This is a genomic window from Brachybacterium sacelli (assembly GCF_017876545.1).
Lineage (GTDB): Bacteria > Actinomycetota > Actinomycetes > Actinomycetales > Dermabacteraceae > Brachybacterium > Brachybacterium sacelli.
This window is the reverse complement of record NZ_JAGIOD010000002.1, coordinates 1,124,194-1,147,657: the sequence shown is the minus strand read 5'-3', so window position 1 is coordinate 1,147,657 and position 23,464 is coordinate 1,124,194. Positions and strand designations below refer to the sequence as shown.

Sequence of the window (23,464 nt, the reverse complement as noted above, 5' to 3'; positions counted from 1 at the left end):
GGTTACTGCGGGTTCACCTCCACCATGGGTGTCACGGTGGACTGCGGGTTCACCTCGACCTGCGGGTTCACCTCGACCTGCGGGGTGACCTCGACGAAGCGCTGCGAGGCCGACTGCGGATTCACCTCCACCGCGGAGGCCAGGCCCGCCCCACCGAAGGTCAGGCCGGCAGCGAGAGCAGCGCCGCCGAGGACGCGTGCGCTACGGCTCAGCCGGGTCGGGACGGAGGAACGGGGGGACGTGGTCACACTCAGAGGGGACATCTTCGGCACCTTTCACAGGCCTGGTATCGGATCCAGCACCAACGGAGACGAGAATACCCGCTTTTGTCCGGTTCGCACCAGTGGCATCGCATCGCGGTCGGTCCGGGCGCGGCGGGAGCCGGATGATTCCGCTCAGGCGGCCGCGGCGGCCTCGTAGATCTCCTGCGCCACGTCACCCAGGTACGGCCCGTACATGACGTTCGGCTGCGAGGAGTAGCCGAAGCTGTTGACCGAGACCTGCATCCCGGAGGGGCCGTCGCCCGCGAACCACGGGCCGCCCGAGGAGCCACCGGTCATGTCGCAGTCGATTCCCTGGTCATCCGTGCCGCCGATGGTGTCATCGACACCCTGGCCCTGACACTGCTCGAGGCTCTCGCCGTCGAAGGGGGCCCCCGCCGGGTAGCCGTAGGAGGTGTAGAGCGCTCCGCGTTCGGTGTTGAACTCGATGCCGGACCCGCCCACGGCCTCGGTCAGGGTCGCGGCACCGCTCTCCGGCTCGACGATCGCGAAGGCCACGTCGTAGTTCATGTCCTCCGTGGCGACCCATTGGTCGGTGGCGTAGAGGTCCGAGGCGCCCCACAGGCCGTACGGGGTCGACCCCTGCGCGTAGCCCGGGGCGAAGACCCAGTTGTCCGCCCAGGTGCCGGCCTCGTGCACGCAATGGCCTGCCGTCGAGACGGTGGAGCCGTTGGAGGAGGCCACCGCATTGCCGGAGCACACGTAGTCGACGCCTTCGACGGTGAAGAAGACCTTGCCGATGTGGTCGGTGCCCGCTGCGGGCTGAGCGGCGTCGACCGCTCCCGAGGCGCTGCGCTGTGCGGTCCGGACCTCGGAGTCGGCGCCGACGGCAGGAATGCTCTCGGTCGCGGAGGCGGCGACCTGCCCGTCCGGGGCCGCCTGGTCGGCGATGAGCTCATCCGCCGGGGTCGCCGATTCCATGCGCTCGGCCGTCCAGTACTCGACGGCGCCCTCCTGTGCGCCGGAGGACAGGGTCGTTCTCTCGAGATCGCCGTCATCGGCGGGCTCGGCGGTGGCGAGACCGGCTCCGCCGAGCGTCAGCGCCGCCACGAAGGCGACGCCGCCGACGGTCCGGGCGCAGCGGCCGAGGAGGGGTGTGCGGTCGTCCTGGGATTCCGGGGAAGGGATCACCGTGAGGTCCTTTCGGAGGGGAACGGGAGCGGTTCAAGAACCGGGGGGCCACGCTAGGCGCAGTGATCCCGTTCACACCATGGGACGAAAGTACCGGGTGACCTCCCGGTCACTTCGATCGGGGCGAGCGCTCCTTCCGCGAAGCTTCACCGCTGGTGCCTGCCTCGCCCTGCTCCGGCTCCTCGTGCTCCGGTTCGGGCGAGGGCACCTTCTCCCACGGGGCCGGCCGCGCCTCCCGGCGCCGCTGCGGCGTCCAGTAGGCCGCCGCGTCGGCGCCGTCCCGGCTGCGATCGCGGTCGGCGTCCTCGGAGCGGCGTGCGGTCATGACGATCCTCCTGGTGCTGTCTCAGCGGCCGGTGGCGACGTCCGCGTGCGTCAGCTGTTCGACTGCCCGGCACGCCTCCTCGAGACCGGCACCGCGCGCCACGGCGGCCCCGACCAGGAAGGCCGAGATCGGGGCCATGGAGCGCTGCAGGTCCTCGGCCACGACGCCGGTCATCTCGTGGACCCGGTCCACGTCCAGATCGACGCCTCCGACGTCCAGCTCGTCCGCGACCCGTCGCAGCCAGGGCAGCAGCGCGGTCCCCCAGTCGTCCTGGAGAGTCACCGGGGGCTTGGCCGCCATCAGAACTTCACCTTCTCCCAGCCGCGGCGCTGGGCCTCCTTGCGGGGGTCCTTGCTGCGGTAGACGATGTACGGCCGGGTCAGGTAGCCCACCGGTGCCGCGAAGACGTGCACCAGGCGCGTGAACGGCCAGATCGCGAACAGTGTCAGGGCGGTCAGGATGTGCAGCTGGAAGAAGATCGGGGCCGCAGACATCAGTTCGGTGGAGGGCCGCAGGGTCCAGAACTGACGGAACCAGATCGAGACGCCCTCGCGGTAGTCGTACGCGCCGAAGGTGGTGTGCACGACCGTGGCGAGCACGCCGCACACGATGGTCAGCGCCAGCAGCAGGTACATGAGCTTGTCCCCGGCGGTGGTGGCTCCGAACACCCTGGTGTTGGTGCGGCGCCGGTAGAGCAGGATCAGCAGCCCGCCGACGCACGCCACCGCCGCCGCCAGGCCGATGGTCACCGCCATCAGGTGGTACATGTGATCCGAGATCCCGAGGAACCGGGTCCAGGACTTCGGGATCCCCAGCCCCACGACGTGCCCGACGAAGATCCCGATGATCCCGTAGTGGAACATCGGCGATCCGATGGACAGCAGCTTCGACTCGTAGATCTGGCTGGATCGGGTGGTCCAGCCGAAGCGGTCGGTGCGGAAGCGCCAGACGTGCCCGAGGACGAACACGGCGAGCACCATGTAGGGATACACCACCCACAGCAGCAGCTGGAGGGTCGTCGCGTCGTTCATGAGGGTCGTCCTCTCATCAGGTCCACCGGCACAGGTCCGGGCGCCGCCGCATGGGACCCGCAGGAATCGGGAGGGGACGCGGCGGAGGTCTGGCCGGCCAGGTCCGCCGCGTCGCTGTCCAGGCCGTAACCGTCCAGCCCCACCGTCTCCTCCTCGGGCCCCTCCTGGGCGAGCTTCAGCACGGCAGCGCGGTCCTCGGCGTCCAGTCGCGGCAGCGTCGCGCACAGGGCCACCAGCGCCCCGTGCCAGGGAGAGCCGATCTCCTCGAGGTGCAGGCGCAGCAGTTCCACGCCGGGACGGTTCGCGCGCAGGATCTTCGCGCCGCGCTCGGCGTCGTGGCCGGCCGCGAACTCGAGCACCACGGGCAGGTGATCGGGCAGCTCGTCGGCGCCGATCTCCAGGCCCGCGGCGCGGAAGTCCTGCTTGATGCGCAGCAGAGCCATGCCGCGGCGGCGGGTGTCGCCGTGGCTGAAGTAGGTCAGGTGCAGGCATCCCCGGCGGCGGGTGTCGAAGGTGTCCACGTAGTCCTCCTGGATGCTCACCGCGTCCCTCCCCTCGAGCGCCGCGAGGGTGCCCCGCACACCGGAGCGCGCCGGCTCCGGCAGCGAGGCGGCGAGCTCCCGCAGCGCGCCGTAGCGCTCGAGCGCGCCCGGGTCGGGGTACGTCAGCAGCCAGGACACGGCGATCCACGTGACCCGCAGCTGCTCGGTGGTCATCCCCGAGGCGTGCAGAAGGTCACGCGGGCCCCGCGCCCGGAGCGGACCGGGCTTCCTCGGCCCCGCCTCGGTGTCGGAGCGCCGGGAGAGGAGTCTGGCCAGCGCACCCATCACGCACTCCCCGGGGAGGGCTCCGGGAACAGCCCCTCGGGCCTGCCCTTGCCGTCCCAGTTCAGCAGGTTGATGCGCACGCCCTCGGGCCGGTCGACCGGCCCGTCCTCCTGGCGCTTGGTGGCGTACCCCGGCCCGGCCATCCCCAACGACTCCTCCGGCAGCGACATGTTCATCCCGGGCCCGCCCGGCTCGTTCAGCGGGCAGTCGGTGCCGGTGGACTCGAGATCGTGGGCGGACTCGTGATGCCCCACCGGGATCACGTAGCGGTCCTCGTACTTCGCGATCGCCAGCAGACGGTACATCTCCTGCATCTCCTCGCCGCTCATGCCCACGGCGTTGGCGATACCCTCCTTCGGCTCCCGCTCGAGGTTGATGTCGCGCATGTAGGAGCGCATGGCCGCCATCCGGTACAGCACCCGTTCGACGGTGGGCACGTCCCCGGCGGTGAACAGGTTCGCGAGGTACTCCACGGGGATACGCAGCGCGTCGATCGCGGCGAACAGGCTCTCGGCGTCCTCCGCGTCGTAGCCGGTGTCCCGCACCACGTCCACCACCGGCGACAGCGGCGGGATGTACCAGACCATCGGCATGGTCCGGTACTCCGGGTGCAGCGGGAGGGCGACCTCGTAGTCCTTGATCAGCCGGTAGGTCGGGGATCTCTGCGCGGACAGGATCCAGTCGTGCGGGATGCCTGCGGCCTCGGCCCCGCGCACGACCTCGGGGTCATGCGGGTCCAGGATGATGTCGCGCTGGGCGCGGTAGAGATCCTTCTCGTCGCTGGTCGAGGCCGCCTCGGTGACGCGGTCGGCGTCGTACAGCACCAGTCCGATGTAGCGCAGGCGCCCCACGCAGGTCTCCGCGCAGACCGTCGGCTCCCCCTGCTCGAGGCGGGGGTAGCAGAAGGTGCACTTCTCGGCCTTTCCGGTGCGGTGGTTGAAGTAGATCTTCTTGTACGGGCAGCCGGTGATGCACATGCGCCAGCCGCGGCATCCGTCCTGATCGACCAGGACCACCCCGTCCTCCTCGCGCTTGTAGATCGCGCCGGAGGGGCAGGAGGCGACGCAGGTGGGGTTCAGGCAGTGCTCGCAGATGCGCGGCAGGTAGAACATGAAGGTCTGGTCGAACTCGAACTGCACCTTCTCCTCGATGCCCTTGAGCATCGGGTCCTTGTCCTTGTGCAGATAGGTGCCGCCGAGGTCGTCGTCCCAGTTCCCCGACCACTGGATCTGGGTGCGTTCGCCCGTGATCAGGGACTTCGGGGGCGCGGTGGGGATGGTGTCCTGCTGCGCCGGGGCGTGGAGCAGGTTGTCGTACTCGTAGGTCCAGGGCTCGTAGTAGTCCTCGATGCCCGGCAGCTTCGGGTTGGAGAACAGCTGCATCAGCTTGGTGAGGCGGCCGCCCGCCTTGAGCTTGAGCCGGCCGTTCTTCCCGAGCTCCCAGCCACCCTTCCACTTCTCCTGGTCCTCGTACCCGCGCGGATATCCCTGGCCGGGGCGCGTCTCGACGTTGTTGAACCAGATGTACTCGGTCCCGGAGCGGTTGGTCCATGCCTGCTTGCAGGTGACGGAGCAGGTGTGGCAGCCGATGCACTTGTCGAGGTTCATCACCATCGACATCTGGGCCATGACTCTCATCGCGGCTCTCCTTCTCTCAGCGTCTTCGGTCCGGGGCTCAGTACTCGACGGGGGCGGTGCGCCGACGGATCATCGTGACCTCGTCGCGCTGGTTCCCCGTCGGTCCGTAGTAGTTGAAGGCGAACGACAGCTGCGCGTACCCGCCGATCAGATGCGAGGGCTTGATCATGATCCTGGTCAGCGAGTTGTGGATGCCTCCGCGCTTGCCGTCCCGCTCGGTCAGCGGCACGTTGACCGTGCGGTCCTGGGCGTGGTGCATGAACGCCGTGCCCCGGGGCATGCGGTGGCTGACCACCGCCCGGGCCGCGACGACGCCGTTGCGGTTGACGGCCTCGATCCAGTCGTTGTCCGTGATGCCCACGGACTCCGCGTCCTCGACGCTCATCCAGATGGTCTGTCCGCCGCGGGACAGGTTCATCATGAAGAAGTTCTCCATGTACATCGAGTGGATCGCCCACTTGTTGTGGGGAGTCAGGTAACGCACGGAGATGGACGTCCCCGCCTCGTCCTTCGCACCGACCGGCTGCTCGCCGAACAGCGCGGTCATGTCCAGCGGCGGGCGGAAGACCGGCAGGGCCTCCCCCATCTCGAGCATCCAGTCGTGGTCGAGGTAGTAGTGCTGGCGTCCGGTGAGGGTGTGCCAGGGCTTCTTGCGCTCGACGTTGATCGTGAACGGGCTGTAGCGGCGCCCTCCGCTCTCGGATCCCGACCATTCGGGGCTGGTGATCACCGGGACCGGTGCCGCCTTGGTGTCGGCGAAGTGGATCTGCTTGCCCTCGTGCTCGGCCGCGAGGTCGTGCAGGCGGGTGCCGGTGCGCTTCTCGAGGGTCTTGAACCCCTCCGTGGCCATGCGACCGTTGGTCGTCCCCGACAGCCCCAGGATGTATTCGCAGGCCTGCAGATCCGTCTCCAGCTTCGGGCGGCCCGCGGCGGGCCCGGTGCGGTGGACGCCGTTGAGCCGGCCGAGCTCCTGGACGAACTCCTTCACGTCGTAGGTGAGCCCCTTGGTGGCCATGCCCTTCTCCTCCAGGAGCGGGCCGATCGAGGTGTACTTGGCGTGGATCCGGGTGTAGTCGCGTTCGACCTCCACCAGGGCGGGCATGGTGAGACCAGGGATCGCCTCGCACTCCCCTTTCTTCCAGTCCCGCACCCGCCCGTGCGGCGTGGCCATCGCCCCCGGGGAGTCGTGCTGCAGCGGATAGGCGACAACATCGGTGCGCGTGCCCAGGTGGGTCTCGGCGAGGGCGCTGAAGCGCTCCGCGATCGCCGACCACGTCTCCCAGTCGGTGCGCGACTCCCACGGATTGGAGATGGCGGGGTTGAAGGAGTGCACGAAGGGATGCATGTCGGTGGTGGAGAGGTCGTGCTTCTCGTACCAGGTGGAGGCCGGCAGCACCACGTCGGAATGCAGCGTGTGGCTGGTCATCCGGAAGTCGAGGGTGAGCAGCAGGTCGACCTTTCCGATCGGGGCCTCGTCCCGCCAGCGCACGCTGCGAGGGCGGAACTGCTCGGGCGTCTCCTCCTCCGCGGCGGCGCTGTCCACGCCCAGCAGATGGCGGAAGAAGTACTGATCGCCCTTCGCGGAGGAGCCCAGCGTGTTCGCGCGCCAGATCGACCAGATCCGCGGGAAGTTCTCCGGGGCGTCGGGGTCCTCGGCCGAGAAGCTGACGGTCCCGTCCTTCAGGGAGTCCACGAGCCACGGCACCGTCTCCCGCCCTGCCTCTGCCGCGCGGTCGGCGACGTCCAGCGAGCTGATGTCGAACTGCGGGTAGAAGGGCTGCCAGCCCAGCCGCTGCGAGAGCGCGACGGCGTCGGCGGAGGTCATGTCCGCGAAGGAGCCGGCGCCCGTGGTCGCGGCCAGGGTGTCCGCGCCGAAGCGGTCGTACCGCCACTGGTCGGCATGCATGTACCAGTACGTGGTCTGGCACATCTGCCGGGGCGGCCGCGACCAGTCCAGGGCATTGGCCAGGTGCGACCAACCGGTGATCGGGCGCACCTTCTCCTGGCCGACGTAGTGGGCCCAACCGCCGCCGTTGACGCCCTGGGTGCCGCAGAGGTTGGTCAGCGTGAGGAAGGAGCGGTAGATCGTGTCGGAGTGGAACCAGTGGTTGGTCCCCGCGCCCATGATGATCATCGAGCGACCGCCGGAGTCGATCGCGTTCTGGGCGAGCTCCCGGGCGATGCGGGCCGCGGCCGGACCGGGGACGCCCGTGATGCCCTCCTGCCAGGCCGGCGTGTAGAGCGCGTCGGCGTCGTCGAGGCCGCGCGCCCACCGGCCCGGCAGACCCTCGCGTCCCACACCGTACTCGGCCAGCAGCAGGTCGAAGACGGTGGTGACGAGGTGCCCGTCGATCCTGCGTACGGGCACGCCGCGGGGGACGTCGCCGCGGCCGCCCTGGCCCGCCGTGTCGAAGCGGGGCAGCAGCACCTCGGCGACGTCCTCGTGATGGCCCAGCAGGCTCAGCGCCGGGTCGAGCTCTCCCAGTTCGAGGTTCCAGCGGCCTTCGCCGTCGGCCGAGAAGCGGTGTCCGAGGGTCCCGTTCGGCACGGCGGCCGCCTGGGAGGCCAGGTCATAGAGCATCGGCTTGAAGTCGGCGTGCTCGGTATCGGCCTCCGGGGTGTGCCCGCTGCCGAGGTCGGTCGCGACCAGGAACTTCCCGGGCACCAGCGTGCCGTCCTCACGGCTCTCGAGCTGGACCAGGAAGGGCAGGTCGGTGTACTGCGTGGAGTACGCCACGAAGTAGGGCACCGGAGAGTCGACGTAGAACTCGCGCAGGATCGTGTGCCCCATGGACATCGCCAGCGCGGCGTCGGTCCCGGGGTGCGGGGCGAGCCACTCGTCGGCGAACTTGACGGATTCGGCGTAGTCGGGGGCCACCGAGATGACCTTCTGCCCGCGATATCGCGCCTCGGTCATCCAGTGCGCGTCGGGGGTGCGCGTCTGGGGGACGTTGGAGCCCCACATGATCAGGTAGGCGGCATCCCACCAGTCGCCGGACTCCGGCACGTCGGTCTGGTCCCCGAACACCTGCGGGGAGGCGGGCGGCAGGTCGGCGTACCAGTCGTAGAAGGACAGCATCGAGGCGCCGATGAGCTGGTGGAAGCGGGCGCCGGAGGAGAAGGAGACCTGGCTCATCGCAGGGATCGGCGAGAACCCGGTGGCCCGGTCGGGCCCGTGCTCCTTGACGGTGTGGACGTAGGCCGCGGCGACCATCTCGACCGCCTCGTCCCAGGAGGCCCGCACCAGGCCGCCCTTGCCGCGCGCCCGCTTGTAGCGCATGGCCTTGCCGGGGTCCGAGACGATCGCCTTCCACGCCTCGACGGGGTCGTGCCCCGGAGCCTTCGCCTTCTCCTCGCGGAACAGCCGCAGCAGCTCGGAGCGCACGTACGGGTAGCGCACCCGCGTCGGCGAGTAGGTGTACCAGGAGAAGGAGGCGCCGCGGGGGCAGCCGCGGGGCTCGTACTCCGGCTTGTCCGGCCCGGCCGAGGGGTAATCGGTCTCCTGCGACTCCCAGGTGATCACACCGTCCTTGACGTAGACCTTCCAGGAGCAGGAGCCGGTGCAGTTCACGCCGTGGGTGGAGCGCACGACCTTGTCATGGCTCCAGCGCTCGCGGTAGAAGGAGTCCCCGCTGCGGCCGCCCACGCGGTGGGTCTCGCGACTGTCCTCGGAGATCTTCTCCGAGCGGCTGAACATCTTCCGTGCGCCGATGAGGGCGTCGAACAACGGGGAGTCGACCCCGGCAGCGGCCTTCTCCCCCTGGTCGGCATCCTGCGGTGTCCGGCGGGTGTCGGGATCGTGGACTGTCATGGGTGATCTCCTCTGCGGGACGGGGCGACGGGCGCGAGCGGAGGGCGCGCTAGGTGGTGCTCGACGCGTCTGTGACGGACGCCCGGGCACCGCGCGAGACCATGACGGTCACGCCGACGGCGCCGAGGGTCGCCACCAGCAGCAGCAGGATCCCGATGGAGTAGCTGCCGCTGAAGCTGTAGACCGCGGCCATCGCCAGCGGCGGGACGAATCCGCCCAGGCCGCCTGCGGCGCCGACGAAGCCCGTGACCGAGCCGACGACCGAGGGATCACTGGTCTGGGACACCAGGGCGAACACGGCACCGGAGCCGAGGCCGAGCCCTGCCGCCATGACGATGAAGTCGACGGTCCCCACCGGCATCAGCGGGGGCTGGAAGGCGAGCATGAGGGCCGCCAGGGCGACCACGCTGTAGGAGATCAGCAGCGTCCGGGAGGCGCCGAGGCGATCGGAGAGGATGCCGCCGAGGGGGCGCATGATCACCGCGACGATCACGAACCCGGCCATCCGGAAGGAGGCGTCGGTGGCCTGCAGCCCGTACCAGTTCTGCAGCATCGTGGGCAGGAAGACCGAGAAGGCGACGTATCCCCCGAAGGACAGTGCGTACAGGTAGCAGGCCTGCCAGGTCACCGTGAGCTTCATGACCGCCACGGACTGGGCCACGATGGACTTGTGCGAGGGCTCCCAGGTGGGGGCGTTGCGCATCATCAGCCAGCCGACCACGGCGAAGGCGATCAGCGCCGCGGCGGTGAGGACGAAGGGGGTGCGGTCCCCCACCGCGCCGACCAGCGGGACGGTGGTGAAGGCGCTGATCGCGGTGCCTCCCATGCCGACGCCGTACAGGCCGGTGGCCATCCCGCGATTGGCGGGCGGGAACCAGGAGTTCACGTACGGGACGCCGATCGCGAAGGTGGTCCCGGCGATTCCGAGGAAGAATCCGCCCACCAGCAGGGTGGGGTAGGTGTATTGCCCGACGAACCCCAGGAACAGCACAGGAATGACGGTGATCAGGGAGACCAGGGGGAACATGGCGTGCGCACCGAAACGGTCCGAGAGCGCTCCCATGAGGATGCGGCCCAGGGATCCCACCAGCACGGGGATCGCGACGATCAGCGAGGCATCCGCGGTCAGACCGCGCTCGACGTAGACCGGTCCCAGCGGGCTGAGCAGCGCCCAGGCCCAGAAATTGATGCCGAACCCGATGGTGACCAGGACCAATGCACGCCAAGCGCCAGCAGGCACAGCGGCAGGATCGGTGGTCGGTGTCGACGAGGACGAGAGGGGCGATGTCATCGGCGGTTCTCCACGCTCGGGGCGAGTGCGGGGCCCGGGACATCCTGACGCCGCGCGACTCAGGGATCGGCTGGAGCCAGCATCCAGGACCCGTGGCCCCACACTAGAGGACTTCGGTCCCAGAAAGCACGCATTCTCCCGCAGATTCTCCTCCCGCCCCGCACTCCGGGACCTGAGTCCCGGGGAATACCGAAGGAAAACACATTACGAAACGTCGATGTTCCATAATTGGGAGGGGCATCGCCCCTGGCCGGCTCAGTCGGCGGCGTCGAGCTCGAGGTCGACCATCAGCTCCGCGCCGATGCGCTCGAGCGCCTCACGGACCTTCTCGGCCGCGGCGTCGCCGGGCAGACGCACCTCGGCCTCGGCCTCGAACAGCATCCCACCGCCCTCGGGAGCCTCGCGGGTCCAGCTGCGCAGAGCGTCGATGGTGGCGCCCTGGGAAGTCAGGGCGGAGGTGACCTCGCGGACCATGCCGGTGCGGTCCTGGCCCAGCAGGCGCAGCTGGAAGGGGAGCCCCACGGACCCGGAGGCCCCGGTCGTCGGGGATGCCCCCGCCTCCGCAGCGGTGGCCTCCACGGCCAGTCCCACCGCATCGGCGAGGGCGGGCAGCGCCGTGAGGAAGTTCTCGACCTCGGCATCGGGCAGGTCGACCTGGACGATGCCGGCGAACTTCCCGGCCAGCAGGGCGAGCTGGCTGTCCACCCAGTTCCCGCCGTGCTCGTCGACGGCTGCGGCGAGGGCGGCGACGAGTCCGGGCCGGTCGTCCCCGATGGCGGTGAGCACGTAGGTCGTCATACGCCCAGGCTAGCGCGTCCTCGCGCGTCAGGAGCCGGCCGACGGGAAGGGAGGTCCGCTCAGACGCCCGTCTTGTACAGCCCGTAAGTGTAGGCGTCGAAGACCGCCTCCCAGGAAGCCTCGATGACGTTCGGACCCACGCCCACCGTCTGGAACTCGAGGCCCCGGCCCGAGGTGCGCACGAGCACCCGGGTGGTGGCGTCGGTGCCATGGTGCGCGTCGAGGATGCGCACCTTGAAGTCCTGCAGCTCGAACTCGTCGACCATCGGGAACCGTTCTCGCAGCGCCGCGCGCAGGGCGAGGTCCAGAGCATTGACGGGCCCGTTGCCCTCGGCGATGGCCACCTTCCGCTCGCGCTCGCCGTGGACGTCGCCCACCAGCTTCACGGTCGCCTCGGTCTCCAGCGATCCGTCACGGCCCTGCTGGGAGGTGGCGCGCCAGGACTCGACCTCGACGTAGCGGGGCACCTCGCCGAGCTGGTCCAGCAGCAGCAGCTCGAAGGAGGCGTCGGCCGCCTCGTAGGAATAGCCCACCGCCTCGCGCTGCTTGACCGAGGAGGCCAGGCGGGAGAGCAGGTCGGGATCGCCGGCGAGGTCGAAGCCGAGCTCGCGCCCCTTGAGCTCGATGGAGGCGCGACCGGCCATGTCGGAGATGATCATGCGCATGTCGTTGCCGATGGCGCGCGGATCGATGTGCTGGTAGAGGTCCGGGTCCACCCGGATCGCGCTCGCGTGCAGACCCGCCTTGTGCGCGAAGGCGCTCGCCCCGACGTAGGGGGCGCGCGGGGTGACCGGCATGTTCACGATCTCGCCGATCGCGTGCGCGATGCGCGTGGTCTCGGCGAAGGCCTCCTCGGGCACCAGCTCCATGCCCATCTTCAGCTGCAGGTCGGCGAGCAGGGTGAGCAGGTCGGCATTGCCGGTGCGCTCCCCGTAGCCGTTCACACAGCCCTGGACGTGGGTGATCCCTGCCCGCACGGCGGTCAGCGCGTTGGCGACCGCGCAGCCGGAGTCGTTGTGGGTGTGCACACCCAGGCGGGCGTCGGCGTGGCCCGCCACCTCCAGGCGGGAGCGCAGGTCCTCGACGATCTCGGTGACCTGGTGCGGGAGCATCCCCCCGTTCGTGTCGCACAGGGCCACGACCTCAGCCCCTGCCTCATAGGCGGCCAGGACGACGGCAGTGGTGTAGTCGGGGTCGTGTCCGAAGCCGTCGAAGAAGTGCTCGGCGTCGACGAAGACCTCCCGACCCTGACGCACCAAATGCGCCACGGTCTCGCGCACCATGGCGAGGTTCTCCTCCCCCGTGGTGCGCAGCGCTGCGTGGACATGGCGGAGATCCGACTTGGCGACCAGGGTGATGGTCGGTGCGCCGGAACCCAGCAGCGCCGCCACCTGGGAGTCCTCGGCGACCGGGACCCCGGCCTTGCGGGTGGCGCCGAAGGCGGCCAGGCGCGCGGTGGTCAGCTCGAGCTCGCTCGCCGCGCGGGCGAAGAATTCGGTGTCGCGAGGCACCGCACCGGGCCAGCCGCCCTCGATGTAGGTCACCCCCAGCTCGTCCAGGAGTCGGGCGACGGCGAGCTTGTCGGTGACCGACAGGGTCAGGCCCTCCTGCTGGGAGCCGTCCCGCAGGGTCGTGTCGTAGACATGGAAGGCGGGTTCCGGAGCGTTGTGCTGCGTCATGGACATCGTGCGCTCAGACCAGTCGGGTGAGCCAGCCGTGACGGTCCGGGACGCGGCCGTACTGGATGTCGGTGAGCTCCTGACGCAGCGCCAGGGTGATCTCGCCGGAGCCGCCGTCACCGACTCTCCAGCTGCCGCCGTGGGCCCGGAACTCACCGATCGGGTTGATGACGGCCGCGGTGCCGCAGGCGAACATCTCGGTGATCTCCCCGGAGCCGAGCTGGGCGAGGATCTCGCTCATCTCGAGCTTCTGCTCGAGCGGCTCCAGACCGCGGTCAGCGGCCAGGCGCAGGATCGACTCCCGGGTGACTCCCTCGAGGATCGAGCCGGTCAGCGCCGGCGTCAGGAGGCGCCCGTCGGCGGTGATCGCGAAGACGTTCATCCCCGACAGCTCGTCGATGCTCGTGTGGGTCTCGGAGTCCAGGAACAGGATCTCGTCGGCCCCGTGCTCGGCGGCCTCCCGCTTGCCCAGCAGCGAGGAGGCGTAGTTCCCGCCGCACTTGGCGGCACCGGTGCCGCCGGCCCCGGCGCGGGCGTACTCATCGGTGATCCACACGACCAGCGGCTGGACGCCGCGGGGGAAGTAGGGACCGGCCGGGGACGCGATGACGTAGTACTCCACGGCGTGCGCCGCCCGCACCCCCAGGAACTCCTCGGAGGCGAACATGAAGGGCCGCAGGTACAGCGACTCCTCGCTGGTGGCCTCGGGGACCCAGGGCTCGTCGGCCGTGACGACCGCCCGCAGCGAGTCCAGGAAGGCCTCGGTCGGCAGCTCCGGCAGCGCGAGCCGGCGCGCGGAGCGCTGCAGGCGTTCGGCGTTGCGCTCGGGACGGAAGGTCCACACCGAGCCGTCGGCGTGACGGAACGCCTTGAGGCCCTCGAAGATCTCCTGGCCGTAGTGCAGCACCGCGGCGGCGGGCGAGAGGTAGAGCGGGCCGAAGGGCACCACCTCTCCGCGGTCCCAGCCGCACGCCTCGCGCCAGGACGCATGGGCCATGAAGTCGGTGTAGTACTGGCCGAATCCGGGATCGGCGAGGATACGGGCGCGCTCGTCCTCGCCGATGCGACGGGCCTGGTCGGTCTGGGTGAAGGCGAGCGCACTCATGGGATGCTCCTCGAGGCAGGGGTGGTCAGGGCAAGTGTGTCAGCGACCGGAGATCGCGGCCACCAGATCGTCGCCGATCTGCGTGGTCCCCCGCGCGGCGAGGATCTCGGAGCCGGTCCGGGCGGCGAGGTCGGATTCGACGGCGGCGCGCACCGCGGCGGCGGGCTCGAGCTGGCCGAGATGGTCCAGCAGCAGCGCGACCGAGAGCACCGTGGCCGTGGGGTCGGCCAGGTCCTTCCCTGCGATGTCCGGGGCGGAGCCGTGGACGGGCTCGAACATCGAGGGGTAGTCGCCGGAGGGGTTGAGGTTGCCGCTCGCGGCGAGGCCGATGCCGCCGCCGACGGCCGCGGCCAGGTCGGTGACGATGTCGCCGAAGAGGTTGTCCGTGACGATGACATCGAAGCGGCCCGGATCGGTCGCGAGGTAGATCATCGCGGCATCGACGTGGGCGTAGTCCACGGTGACGTCGGGGTGCTCGGCACCGACCCGGTCGACGATCCGCTGCCACAGGTGGCCGGCGTGGACCAGCACGTTGTGCTTGTGGACCAGGGTCAGCTTCCCGCGCCGCTTCTCGGCCTGCTCGAAGGCGTAGCGGACCACGCGCTCGACGCCGACGGCGGTGTTCAGGGAGACCTCGGTGGCGACCTCGAGCTCGGTGCCGGTGCGCATCGAGCCTCCGTTGCCGACGTACGGGCCCTCGGTGCCCTCGCGCACCACCAGGAAGTCCATGTCACCTGGATCGGCGAGCGGGGAGGGCACGCCCGGCAGCAGCTTGGTGGGGCGCAGGTTCACGTAATGGTCGAAGCCGAAGCGGAGCTTCAGCAGCATGCCCCGCTCGAGAACGCCCGAGGGGACGTCGGGGTCGCCGACGGCGCCGAGCAGGATCGCGTCGTGCTCCGCCAGACGGGCCATGTCCTCGTCGGTGAGGGTCTCCCCCGTGCGGTGCCACCGGCCGGCACCGAGGTCGAACTCGGTGGTCGCGACGGTGACGCCGACGGGCTCCAGGGCGGCGCGCAGGGCGCGCACGCCCTGGGGGACGACCTCCTGGCCGATGCCGTCGCCCTCGATGACGGCGAGCTTGAGGACGGGCGGGACGGATGCGTCGATATCGCTCACGGGAACTCCGGTTCTGGGATGACTGGGGGCGGATCAGTACACGAGGTCGACGGCGTGGATCGAGTGGGCGCCGATGCGCTCGCCGATCCGTTCGGCCAGGTCACGGTCGACCGACTCGTCGAGGTCGAGCACCACGAGCGCCTCGGCCCCGCGCTCGTTGCCCTTGCGCGAGACCTGCATACCGGCGATGTTCACCCCGGCCTCGCCGAGCCCGGCGCCGTACTGGCCGATCAGGCCGGGTCCGTCGTCATAGCGGATCAGCAGCAGGTGGTCGCTCAGCGGCACCTCCAGGGCATGGCCGGCGACCTCGGTGAGCTTGTGCTCCTGGTCTACGCCGCTGAGGGTGCCGGAGACGGAGACGACCGTGCCGTCGCGCAGGGTTCCGCGGAGGGTGACGACATTGCGGAACCGCTCGGAGGTCTCGTCGGTCACCAGCTGCACGGTGATGCCGCGCTCCTCGGCGAGGACCGGGGCGTTGACGTAGCTGACCTGCTCGGTCACCACGCCGCGGAAGGCGCCGCGCAGCGCGGAGAGCTTCAGGGCGGTGACGTCGCGGGAGGCGATCTCGCCGTGCACCTCGATGTCGAGCAGCTCGGGCGACTCCCCGGCCAGAGCGGTGAACAGCTGGCCGAGGCGGTCGGCGAGGGCCACGCCGGGGCGGACCAGGTCGTCGATCGCACCGCCGGCGACGTTCACGGCGTCGGGCACGAGCTCCCCGCCCAGCGCCAGGCGCACGGACTTGGCGACGGCGACGCCGGCCTTCTCCTGCGCTTCGGCCGTGGAGGCGCCCAGGTGCGGGGTGAGCGTGATGTTCTCGAGCTCGAGCAGGCGCGCGGCGCTCTCCGAGCTCGCGGGCGGCTCCGAGGTGTACACGTCCAGGCCAGCACCGGCGATACGGCCCGTGGACAGTGCCTCGTACAGGGCGTCCTCGTCGATCAGGCCGCCGCGGGCGGCGTTGACGATGTGCAGGGAGGGCTTGGCCAGTGCGAACTGCTCGGTGCCGATGAGACCCGTGGTCTCGGGGGTCTTGGGCATGTGGACCGTGACCACGTCGGCTTCGGCCATGAGCTCGTCGAGCTCGACCACGCGGGCGCCGAGCTCGGCGGCCCGGGTATGGCTGACGTAGGGGTCGTAGGCGAGCAGCTGCACGTCGAAGGGGGCGAGCCGTTCGGCGACCAGCTGCCCGATCCGGCCGAAGCCGACCACACCGACGGTCTTGCCCAGCAGCTCGACACCGCTGAGCTGCTTGCGCTCCCAGCGACCCGCCTTCACGGAGGCGTCGGCACGGGCGACATTGCGCAGGGAGGTCAGGATCAGCGTCACGGCGAGCTCCGCCGCCGAGACGATGTTCGAGGTGGGGGCATTGATGACCATGACGCCGGCGGCGGTGGCGGCCGCGACGTCGACATTGTCCAGCCCCACGCCCGCACGCGCGATGACCTTCAGTCCTTTCGCGGCGGCGAACACCTCCGCGTCAACCTGCGTGGCGGAGCGGACCAGCAGCGCGTCGGCCTGACCGACAGCGCTGAGGAGGGCGTCACGGTCCGTGCCGTCGACATGGCGGACATCGGCATCGTCGCCGAAGACCTCGATGGTGGCGGGCGAGAGTTCTTCGGCGAGCAGCACGACGGGTCGCGTCACGGGATGTACCTCCGGGTCGGGTGGCGGTGCCGGGCGTGCCGTCGCCCGCACCGAGAAAAGACTACGCCGCTGTCCGCCATGCGGTCACACAGGCCAGGATCCGAGACAGCCCCTTCCGGGGATGCGAGGAACCGCTTGCGGCAGGCCCCGATCCAGGTCATTCAGTCCCGGTCCTCCTCCGCCGCCTGCTTCGCCGCGGCCTTGGCCGCCTCCTTCGCCCGCACCTTCGCACGATCCCGGTCCGAGCGGAGGCGACCCTCCCGCTTCTCCAGGTCCCGCGCACGTCGCTGGGTGGCCTTGCGCAGCGCGATCACCGAGGTGAGGTCGGCCTCGGCCGCCGCGAGCTCCCACTCGGGGCTCCGGGCGGGGTCGTCCGGCTCGGATGCCTGCCCCCCTGCCGCGTGGTCGTCCGCCTCGAACACCCTCTCGATGCCCGGCATCAGCAGCGAGAGGGCGACGGCGACGTCCTCGAGACCATCTGCTCCCTCTCCTTCCGATCCCTCCTCCCCGAAGTACTCGCCGGATTCGATGACGGCCTGGGCATCGGGGAACCGCCCGTCGGCGACGATCTCCTGCAGCAGGTGCCGCGTCGCCAGGACGTCGTCAGCCTCCGCCCGCGCCATCTCCCGGTCCAGCGAGGCGAATCCGCGGGCGTTGACCGCCAGCAGCATCAGCACCCCCAGCTTGTCGCCGGCAGTGGCGGGCAGCGAGCGCATCGCCCGCATCCCGGCGTCCACGGCACGGACCTGACCCGGCATGAGCATGGTCTCGCGGGCCAGCGGGATCTCCAGGGACCACGGATGGCTCCGGTAGGTCCCCACCATGATCCGCGTCCACTGCTCGAGGCCGGCGCGCCAGTCCTCGTCGTCGACCGCCCACGTCTCGCCCGCGGCGATCCCGTCGAGCATGAGCCGCTGGAGATCGTCCTTCGAGGAGACGTAGCGGTACAGCGCCATGGTCGTGAAGTCGAAGGCCCGGGCGACGCGCTGCATCGTCACCGCGGCGAGGCCTTCGGCATCGGCGATCTCGATCGCGGCCTCGACGATGCGCTCGTGACTCAGCTCGCGCCGGGGGCCGCGCTGCGGTGCCGCCGCGAGGCCCCAGGCCATCGCCACCAGCCGAGAGGCCCCTTCATGATCCTGCCCTGCCATCCTCGCTCCTCCTCCTGCTCGCCGCGTGCTCGCCTCTCAGCGTACGTCACACACAGTTCTCGCGTCCACCCTGTTGCGCCGTCACTGCGTACACTCCATACTGTTTATGTTGCATACAGCGTGCGACGCACACAGATCGGAGTGACCATGGGCCCCACCCTCGAGATCTCCGGGATCACGAAGTCCTATCGCGATCCCGTGCTGGATCATCTCGACCTCACCCTCGACGGCGGCGTGTTCGCCCTGCTCGGCCCCAACGGGGCCGGCAAGACCACCCTCGTCTCGATCCTCACCACCCTCGTGCGCCCGGACTCCGGCACCGCGCACATCGCAGGCGTGGACGTGGTCCGCGCCCCGCGCGAGGCCCGGCGCCTCATCGCCGCCACCGGACAGGAGACCACGCTCGACGACCTCCTGACGGGTCGGGAGAACCTCGTCATGCTCGGCCGCCTCCTCGGCCTCGCACGCACGGCATCCCGCCGCGCGGACGAGCTGCTCGAGCAGTTCGACCTCGCACCGGCGGGGCGGCGCACCGTCGCCACCTACTCCGGCGGCATGCGGCGGCGCTTGGATCTGGCCGCCTCGCTCATCACCCAGCCCGCCGTCCTGTTCCTGGACGAGCCCACCACCGGGCTCGACCCCGTGAGCAGACGCCGCGTCTGGGACGACGTGCGCACCCTGGCCGGCTCGGGCACCACCGTCTTCCTCACCACGCAGACGCTGGACGAGGCCGAGGCACTCGCCGAGCGCATCGCTGTGATGCGGGGCGGACGCATCGTCGCCGACGGCACCGCCGCGGAGCTCACCGCCGCCGTCGGCGGACAGCGGCTGGTGCTGCTGGACCACGACGGGTCGGAGGTGCGCGGGATCGACACCGACGGCACCGCCGCCTCGCTGCGCGGCGCCATGGCGCAGATCCAGGACCAAGAAAAGGACCTGCGCGCGGAGCTGCGCTCCCCCACGCTCGACGACGCCTTCACGGCTCTGACCCAGGAGCCCTTGGACCGACAGGAGACCGCGGCATGACCTCCCTCGCCCCTGCCCCGCTGCGCACGCCCCCGCCCCGCACCGCGGCCCGCCGTCCGCTCGGGACGGGCGCCCTGCGCTCCAGCGCCGTGTTCATCGGCCGCAGCCTGCGCCACAGTCTGCGCGACGGCGAAGGCCTGCTGATGGCCGTCGCCCTGCCCGTGATGCTCCTGCTGCTGTTCACCTACGTCTTCGGCGGCGCGATCATCGCCGAGGGCTATGTGGACTTCGTCGTTCCCGGCGTGATCCTCACCTGCGCCGGCTACGGCGCCGCCTCCGTGGCCGTCTCGGTCAATCGCGATGTCACGCTCGGCGCCATGCGGCGGTTCCGCACCATGCCCATCACCGCGGCCACCGTGCTGGCCGGGCACGTGGTGGCGAGCGTGCTGCGCAACCTCCTGGCGACCGTGATCGTGATCCTGGTGGCTCTCCTGATCGGCTTCCGGCCCACCGCCACCGTGCTGGAGTGGGTCGCCGTCCTGGGCCTGGTCGCCCTGTGGATCCTCGCGATCACCGCGTTGTTCGCCTGCATCGGACTGGTCGCCGGGAGCCCGGAGGCCGCCAACGGCTACGGCTTCGTCCTGCTCTTCCTGCCCTATCTCTCCAGCGCCTTCGTGCCGATCGCGACCATGCCCGAGTGGCTGCAGCCGATCGCCACGCACCAGCCGATGGGGCCGCTGGTGGACGCCCTGCGTGCACTGCTGATCGGGGCCGGCGAGGCGCAGCTGCTGGCGCCCCTGGCCTGGAGCATCGGGATCACCGCGGGCGCGATGGTGCTCACGGCGCTCGCCTTCCGGCGCAGCGGCGACCGCTGAGGAAGGCCGGGACTGCCGAGTCCCGGACAGCCAGGAGCCCCGCAGCGAACCATCCTGTTCGCTGCGGGGCTCCTGGCTGTCCGAGGGGTCTCAGCGCGCGGCGCTGCCCTCGGTGTAGTCCGTATCGAGCGCCTGGGCGCTCCAGGAGAACATCTTGCGCAGATCCCGGCCGACGGTCTCGATCTGGTGCTTCGCCTCCTGATCGCGCAGCGAGGTGAAATCGGGCGCGCCCTGGTCCTGGTCGTCGATGAAGCGCCGGGCGAAGGTCCCGTCCTGGATGTCGGAGAGGATGTCCTTCATCGCCGCCTTGGTCTCGGCGGTCACCACGCGCGGCCCGGAGACGTAGTCGCCGTACTCGGCGGTGTCGGAGATCGACCAGCGCTGCTTGGCGATGCCGCCCTCGTGCATGAGGTCGACGATCAGCTTGAGCTCGTGGAGGACCTCGAAGTAGGCGATCTCCGGCTGGTAACCGGCCTCGGCGAGGGTCTCGAAGCCCGCCTGGACGAGGTGGCTCATGCCGCCGCACAGCACCGCCTGCTCACCGAACAGGTCGGTCTCGGTCTCCTCGGTGAAGGTGGTCTTGATGACGCCGGCCCGGGTGCCGCCGATACCCTTGGCGTAGGCGAAGGCGAGGTCCCAGGCGGAGCCGGTGGAGTCCTGCTCGACGGCGACGATGTCCGGGATGCCGCGGCCGGCGACGAACTCGCGACGCACGGTGTGGCCGGGAGCCTTCGGGGCGATGAGCAGCACGTCGACGCCGGCGGGGGCCTCGATGTAGCCGAAGCGGATGTTGAAGCCGTGGGCGAAGGCGAGCGCCTTGCCCTCGCGCAGGTGCGGCTGGATGGACTCGGCGTAGACCTTCCGCTGATCCTGGTCCGGGGTGAGGATCATGATGAGGTCCGCCCACTCGGAGACCTCGGCGACGGTGCCGACGCCCAGACCCTGCTCCTCCGCCTTGGCGCGGGACTTCGAGCCCTCGCGCAGGCCGACGCGGACCTCGACGCCGCTGTCGCGCAGGTTCAGCGCGTGGGCGTGGCCCTGGGAGCCGAAGCCGACGATGGCGACCTTCTTGCCCTGGATGAGGGACAGATCGGCGTTGTCGTCGTAGTAGATCTCGGCCACGTTGTGCTCCTTCGTGTTGGGGTGCGGGGCGGAGCCCGAGGGCGACGCCCCGGGCGACAGGTCGATCCTATCGCCGTGTGTCTTACGTGATGAGAGGGCGTCTCAGCCCGTGGTAACTGCTGGTCTCCTGCCGCTCGCGAGCTCGCAGTACGTCGGTCAGCCCAGCAGACTCCGGTCGGTGATCGCTCGGCCGCCGCGGCCGATGGCGACCTCGCCGGACTTGACGATCTCGCGGACGCCGAAGGACTCCAGCATCTCCAGCAGCGCGGCGAGCTTGTCCTGCGTGCCGGTCGCTTCGATGGTCACGGAGTCGGCAGCCGCATCGACCACCTTCGCCCGGAACATCTGGACGATCTCCAGCACCGAGGTACGCGTCGCGTTGTCCGCGGTGACCTTGATGAGGATCAGCTCGCGCTGGACGGTCTGCCGCGCGTCGAGCTGGACGATCTTGAGCACGTTCACCAGTTTGTTGAGCTGCTTGGTGATCTGCTCGAGCCGACGCTGGTCCACGTCGACGACAACGGTGATGCGGGAGATCTCCGGGTGCTCGGTCGGTCCGACCGCGAGCGAGGAGATGTTGTACCCGCGGCGCGAGAACAGCGCGGTGACGCGGGTGAGCACGCCGGGCTTGTTCTCGACCAGCACCGAGAGGGTCTGGCTGTCAGGGGTCATCACGTGCTCCGCGGCGGGGGTGTTCGCGGCGGACTGGTTCGTGCTCATTCTCAGATGTCCCTCTCCCACTCGGGGCTCATGCCCTGGGCGATCTGGATCTCGTCGTTGGAGACCCCTGCCGGCACCATCGGCCACACCATGGCGTCGGCGCTGACCGTGAAGTCCACGACCACGGGTCGGTCGTTGATCTCCATCGCCTGGCGGATGGTCTCGTCGATGTCCTCGTCACGCTCGCAGCGCAGGCCGACGGCGCCGTAGGCCTCGGCCAGCTTGACGAAGTCGGGGACGCGGCGGGTGCCGTGCCCGGTGTTCAGGTCGGTATGGGAATAGCGCTGCTCATAGAACAGGTTCTGCCACTGGCGCACCATGCCGAGGCTGGAGTTGTTGATGACCGCGACCTTGATCGGGATGTCGTTGATGACGCAGGTGGCGAGCTCCTGATTGGTCATCTGGAAGCAGCCGTCGCCATCGATGGACCAGACGACCTTGGAGGGCTGACCGACCTTCGCGCCCATCGCCGCCGGCACCGAGTAACCCATGGTGCCCAGACCTCCGGAGTTGATCCAGGTGCAGGGCTGCTCGTACGTGATGAACTGGCTGGACCACATCTGGTGCTGCCCCACGCCGGCGACGTAGATCGAGTCCGGCCCCGAGATGGCACCGATCCGGGAGATCACCTTCTGCGGGGCGGTGAAGCCGTCGGCGGTCTCGGTCCATCCCAGAGGGTAGTTCTCCCGCAGCATCGTCAAGGTGTTCCACCACGCCCCGTAGTTGCGGGTGTCCTCGCCGGAGACCTGCTCGCGCAGCTCGGCGGCCAGGGCGCGGGCGACGTCGGCGGCCTGACCCACGATCGGCACATCGGCTTCGCGGTTCTTGGAGATCTCGGCCGGATCGACGTCCGCATGGACGACCTTCGCCCCCGGCGCGAAGGAGTCGAGGACGCCGGTGACTCGATCATCGAAGCGCGCTCCGATGTTCACGATGAGGTCGGATCGCTGCAGGGCGGAGACGGCAGAGACGGTGCCGTGCATGCCGGGCATACCGAGGTGGTTGGGGTGGGAGTCCGGCAGGGCGCCGCGCGCCATCAGAGTGGTCACGAAAGGCGCTCCGGAGACGTCGATCAGTTCGCCGACCTCCTTGCTCGCGCGGCCGCGCAACACCCCGCCGCCGAGCAGGAAGACTGGGCGCTCGGCCTCGAGCAGGAGCTTCGCAGCCTCGCGGATCTGCTTGGTGTGGGGGCGCGGATCGGGGCGATAGCCGGGCAGGTCCAGCGCCTCCGGCCACACGAACTCGGTCATCGCCTGCTGGGCGTCCTTGGTGACATCCACCAGGACGGCGCCGGGGCGGCCGGTCGAGGCGATGTGGAAGGCCTGCTTGATGACCTTGGGGATGTCGGCGGCATCGGAGACCAGGAAGTTGTGTTTGGTAACAGGCATCGTCATCCCGACGATGTCCGCCTCCTGGAAGGCGTCGGTGCCGATGAACTGGGAGCCGACCTGCCCGGTGATCGCGACCAACGGGATCGAGTCCATCTGCGCATCGGCGATCGCGGTGATGAGGTTGGTGGCGCCAGGCCCGGAGGTCACCAGGCACACCCCGACCTTGCCGGTGGCGTGGGCGTACCCGCTCGCGGCATGTCCGGCGCCCTGCTCATGGCGCACCAGGATGTGACGGATGTCCTCGGCGTCCATCAGCGGGTCGTACGTGGGCAGGATGCACCCGCCGGGAAGGCCGAAGACGACCTCGGCCCCGGCGTGTTTGAGGGACTCGATCAGCGCCTGGGCGCCGGTCATCTGCTGTCCGGTCATCGGAACTCCTTCGTCGTCTCGGACGGTGGGGTGAACTGCGATGCGTTCCACGGCTTATCCCCTCCTGCCGTCGATCCTGGATCGGGACACGAAAAAGCCCCTCCGCCTGGGGCTCGGGGAGGGGCGCGGATGACGTCTCGAAGAGACGAACGGGCGTCAGCCGCGCTCGATGACTACGAGAAGGATCGTCTGCATGC

General features: G+C 69.9%; 20 protein-coding genes. 2 read left to right on the top strand and 18 right to left on the bottom strand.

The window, feature by feature from the left end:
• Window positions 1-2 precede the first annotated feature (2 nt).
• The 15 genes from JOF43_RS19555 to JOF43_RS19485 form a co-directional block, all read right to left on the bottom strand.
• Window positions 3-248, bottom strand: coding sequence for a hypothetical protein (locus tag JOF43_RS19555; RefSeq protein WP_209904829.1), 246 nt, complete (start codon window positions 246-248; stop codon window positions 3-5).
• Window positions 249-395: 147 nt separating this feature from the next.
• Window positions 396-1,412: a trypsin-like serine peptidase gene (locus JOF43_RS19550; protein ID WP_245354619.1), complete on the bottom strand. Its 1,017-nt coding sequence runs from the start codon at window positions 1,410-1,412 to the stop codon at window positions 396-398.
• A gap of 109 nt (window positions 1,413-1,521) precedes the next feature.
• On the bottom strand, window positions 1,522-1,737 hold the full coding sequence (locus tag JOF43_RS19545; protein ID WP_209904828.1) for a hypothetical protein: 216 nt from the start codon (window positions 1,735-1,737) through the stop codon (window positions 1,522-1,524).
• Between the two features lie 21 nt (window positions 1,738-1,758).
• Window positions 1,759-2,037, bottom strand: a complete 279-nt coding sequence (locus tag JOF43_RS19540) for a DUF6457 domain-containing protein (protein WP_209904827.1) — start codon at window positions 2,035-2,037, stop codon at window positions 1,759-1,761.
• A complete protein-coding gene (narI, locus tag JOF43_RS19535; protein ID WP_209904826.1) occupies window positions 2,037-2,768 on the bottom strand; it encodes a respiratory nitrate reductase subunit gamma in 732 nt (243 codons plus the stop codon). The genes JOF43_RS19540 and narI overlap by 1 nt, the downstream gene beginning before the upstream one ends.
• Window positions 2,765-3,484 carry a nitrate reductase molybdenum cofactor assembly chaperone gene (narJ, locus tag JOF43_RS19530; RefSeq protein ID WP_245354618.1) on the bottom strand — a complete coding sequence of 240 codons (720 nt, stop codon included), beginning with the start codon at window positions 3,482-3,484 and terminating at the stop codon, window positions 2,765-2,767. The genes narI and narJ overlap by 4 nt, the downstream gene beginning before the upstream one ends.
• Before the next feature lie 110 nt (window positions 3,485-3,594).
• The gene (narH, locus tag JOF43_RS19525) at window positions 3,595-5,232 is read right to left on the bottom strand and encodes a nitrate reductase subunit beta (RefSeq protein ID WP_209904824.1); all 1,638 of its coding nucleotides are present in this window, start codon (window positions 5,230-5,232) and stop codon (window positions 3,595-3,597) included.
• A 37-nt stretch (window positions 5,233-5,269) separates the two neighbouring features.
• Window positions 5,270-9,043, bottom strand: coding sequence for a nitrate reductase subunit alpha (locus JOF43_RS19520; RefSeq protein WP_377782496.1), 3,774 nt, complete (start codon window positions 9,041-9,043; stop codon window positions 5,270-5,272).
• A gap of 49 nt (window positions 9,044-9,092) precedes the next feature.
• On the bottom strand, window positions 9,093-10,334 hold the full coding sequence (locus JOF43_RS19515; RefSeq protein WP_209904823.1) for an MFS transporter: 1,242 nt from the start codon (window positions 10,332-10,334) through the stop codon (window positions 9,093-9,095).
• Between the two features lie 255 nt (window positions 10,335-10,589).
• Window positions 10,590-11,132 (bottom strand): glycine cleavage system transcriptional repressor, encoded by a 543-nt coding sequence (locus JOF43_RS19510; RefSeq protein ID WP_209904822.1) that lies wholly within the window; start codon window positions 11,130-11,132, stop codon window positions 10,590-10,592.
• 59 nt (window positions 11,133-11,191) lie between these two features.
• The gene (gene cimA / locus JOF43_RS19505) at window positions 11,192-12,811 is read right to left on the bottom strand and encodes a citramalate synthase (RefSeq protein ID WP_209904821.1); all 1,620 of its coding nucleotides are present in this window, start codon (window positions 12,809-12,811) and stop codon (window positions 11,192-11,194) included.
• 13 nt (window positions 12,812-12,824) lie between these two features.
• A complete protein-coding gene (locus JOF43_RS19500) occupies window positions 12,825-13,916 on the bottom strand; it encodes a branched-chain amino acid aminotransferase (protein ID WP_209904820.1) in 1,092 nt (363 codons plus the stop codon).
• 39 nt (window positions 13,917-13,955) lie between these two features.
• A complete protein-coding gene (locus JOF43_RS19495; RefSeq protein WP_342592238.1) occupies window positions 13,956-15,032 on the bottom strand; it encodes a 3-isopropylmalate dehydrogenase in 1,077 nt (358 codons plus the stop codon).
• A 33-nt stretch (window positions 15,033-15,065) separates the two neighbouring features.
• Window positions 15,066-16,673, bottom strand: a complete 1,608-nt coding sequence (serA, locus tag JOF43_RS19490) for a phosphoglycerate dehydrogenase (protein ID WP_209904819.1) — start codon at window positions 16,671-16,673, stop codon at window positions 15,066-15,068.
• A gap of 161 nt (window positions 16,674-16,834) precedes the next feature.
• Complete coding sequence (locus JOF43_RS19485) at window positions 16,835-17,824, bottom strand: TetR/AcrR family transcriptional regulator (protein WP_209904818.1); 990 nt, start codon at window positions 17,822-17,824, stop codon at window positions 16,835-16,837.
• Between the two features lie 120 nt (window positions 17,825-17,944).
• Between JOF43_RS19485 and JOF43_RS19480 the strand changes: the two genes are divergently transcribed.
• Both JOF43_RS19480 and JOF43_RS19475 read left to right on the top strand, forming a co-directional pair.
• Window positions 17,945-18,850, top strand: a complete 906-nt coding sequence (locus JOF43_RS19480) for an ABC transporter ATP-binding protein (RefSeq protein WP_342592237.1) — start codon at window positions 17,945-17,947, stop codon at window positions 18,848-18,850.
• The gene (locus JOF43_RS19475) at window positions 18,847-19,665 is read left to right on the top strand and encodes an ABC transporter permease (RefSeq protein ID WP_209904817.1); all 819 of its coding nucleotides are present in this window, start codon (window positions 18,847-18,849) and stop codon (window positions 19,663-19,665) included. Before JOF43_RS19480 ends, JOF43_RS19475 begins: the two co-directional genes overlap by 4 nt.
• Before the next feature lie 90 nt (window positions 19,666-19,755).
• On the opposite strand, the gene ilvC is transcribed toward JOF43_RS19475, so the two are convergent.
• From ilvC to JOF43_RS19460, 3 genes are all read right to left on the bottom strand, one after another.
• On the bottom strand, window positions 19,756-20,787 hold the full coding sequence (ilvC, locus tag JOF43_RS19470; RefSeq protein ID WP_209904816.1) for a ketol-acid reductoisomerase: 1,032 nt from the start codon (window positions 20,785-20,787) through the stop codon (window positions 19,756-19,758).
• A gap of 156 nt (window positions 20,788-20,943) precedes the next feature.
• The gene (gene ilvN, locus JOF43_RS19465) at window positions 20,944-21,459 is read right to left on the bottom strand and encodes an acetolactate synthase small subunit (protein WP_209905403.1); all 516 of its coding nucleotides are present in this window, start codon (window positions 21,457-21,459) and stop codon (window positions 20,944-20,946) included.
• Window positions 21,460-21,509: 50 nt separating this feature from the next.
• Window positions 21,510-23,267: an acetolactate synthase large subunit gene (locus JOF43_RS19460; RefSeq protein ID WP_209904815.1), complete on the bottom strand. Its 1,758-nt coding sequence runs from the start codon at window positions 23,265-23,267 to the stop codon at window positions 21,510-21,512.
• Window positions 23,268-23,464 lie beyond the last annotated feature (197 nt).

Bases quoted from the DNA above. Each gene is read 5' to 3' on its own strand.
- JOF43_RS19475 (WP_209904817.1), top strand. From the start codon at position 18,847: ATGACCTCCCTCGCCCCTGCCCCGCTGCGCACGCCCCCGCCCCGCACC.
- JOF43_RS19545 (WP_209904828.1), bottom strand. From the start codon at position 1,737: ATGACCGCACGCCGCTCCGAGGACGCCGACCGCGATCGCAGCCGGGAC.
- JOF43_RS19485 (WP_209904818.1), bottom strand. From the start codon at position 17,824: ATGGCAGGGCAGGATCATGAAGGGGCCTCTCGGCTGGTGGCGATGGCC.
- JOF43_RS19540 (WP_209904827.1), bottom strand. From the start codon at position 2,037: ATGGCGGCCAAGCCCCCGGTGACTCTCCAGGACGACTGGGGGACCGCG.
- JOF43_RS19520 (WP_377782496.1), bottom strand. From the start codon at position 9,043: ATGACAGTCCACGATCCCGACACCCGCCGGACACCGCAGGATGCCGAC.
- narI (WP_209904826.1), bottom strand. From the start codon at position 2,768: ATGAACGACGCGACGACCCTCCAGCTGCTGCTGTGGGTGGTGTATCCC.
- JOF43_RS19460 (WP_209904815.1), bottom strand. From the start codon at position 23,267: ATGACCGGACAGCAGATGACCGGCGCCCAGGCGCTGATCGAGTCCCTC.
- ilvN (WP_209905403.1), bottom strand. From the start codon at position 21,459: ATGACCCCTGACAGCCAGACCCTCTCGGTGCTGGTCGAGAACAAGCCC.
- cimA (WP_209904821.1), bottom strand. From the start codon at position 12,811: ATGACGCAGCACAACGCTCCGGAACCCGCCTTCCATGTCTACGACACG.
- narH (WP_209904824.1), bottom strand. From the start codon at position 5,232: ATGAGAGTCATGGCCCAGATGTCGATGGTGATGAACCTCGACAAGTGC.
- JOF43_RS19510 (WP_209904822.1), bottom strand. From the start codon at position 11,132: ATGACGACCTACGTGCTCACCGCCATCGGGGACGACCGGCCCGGACTC.
- narJ (WP_245354618.1), bottom strand. From the start codon at position 3,484: ATGACCACCGAGCAGCTGCGGGTCACGTGGATCGCCGTGTCCTGGCTG.
- JOF43_RS19500 (WP_209904820.1), bottom strand. From the start codon at position 13,916: ATGAGTGCGCTCGCCTTCACCCAGACCGACCAGGCCCGTCGCATCGGC.
- JOF43_RS19515 (WP_209904823.1), bottom strand. From the start codon at position 10,334: ATGACATCGCCCCTCTCGTCCTCGTCGACACCGACCACCGATCCTGCC.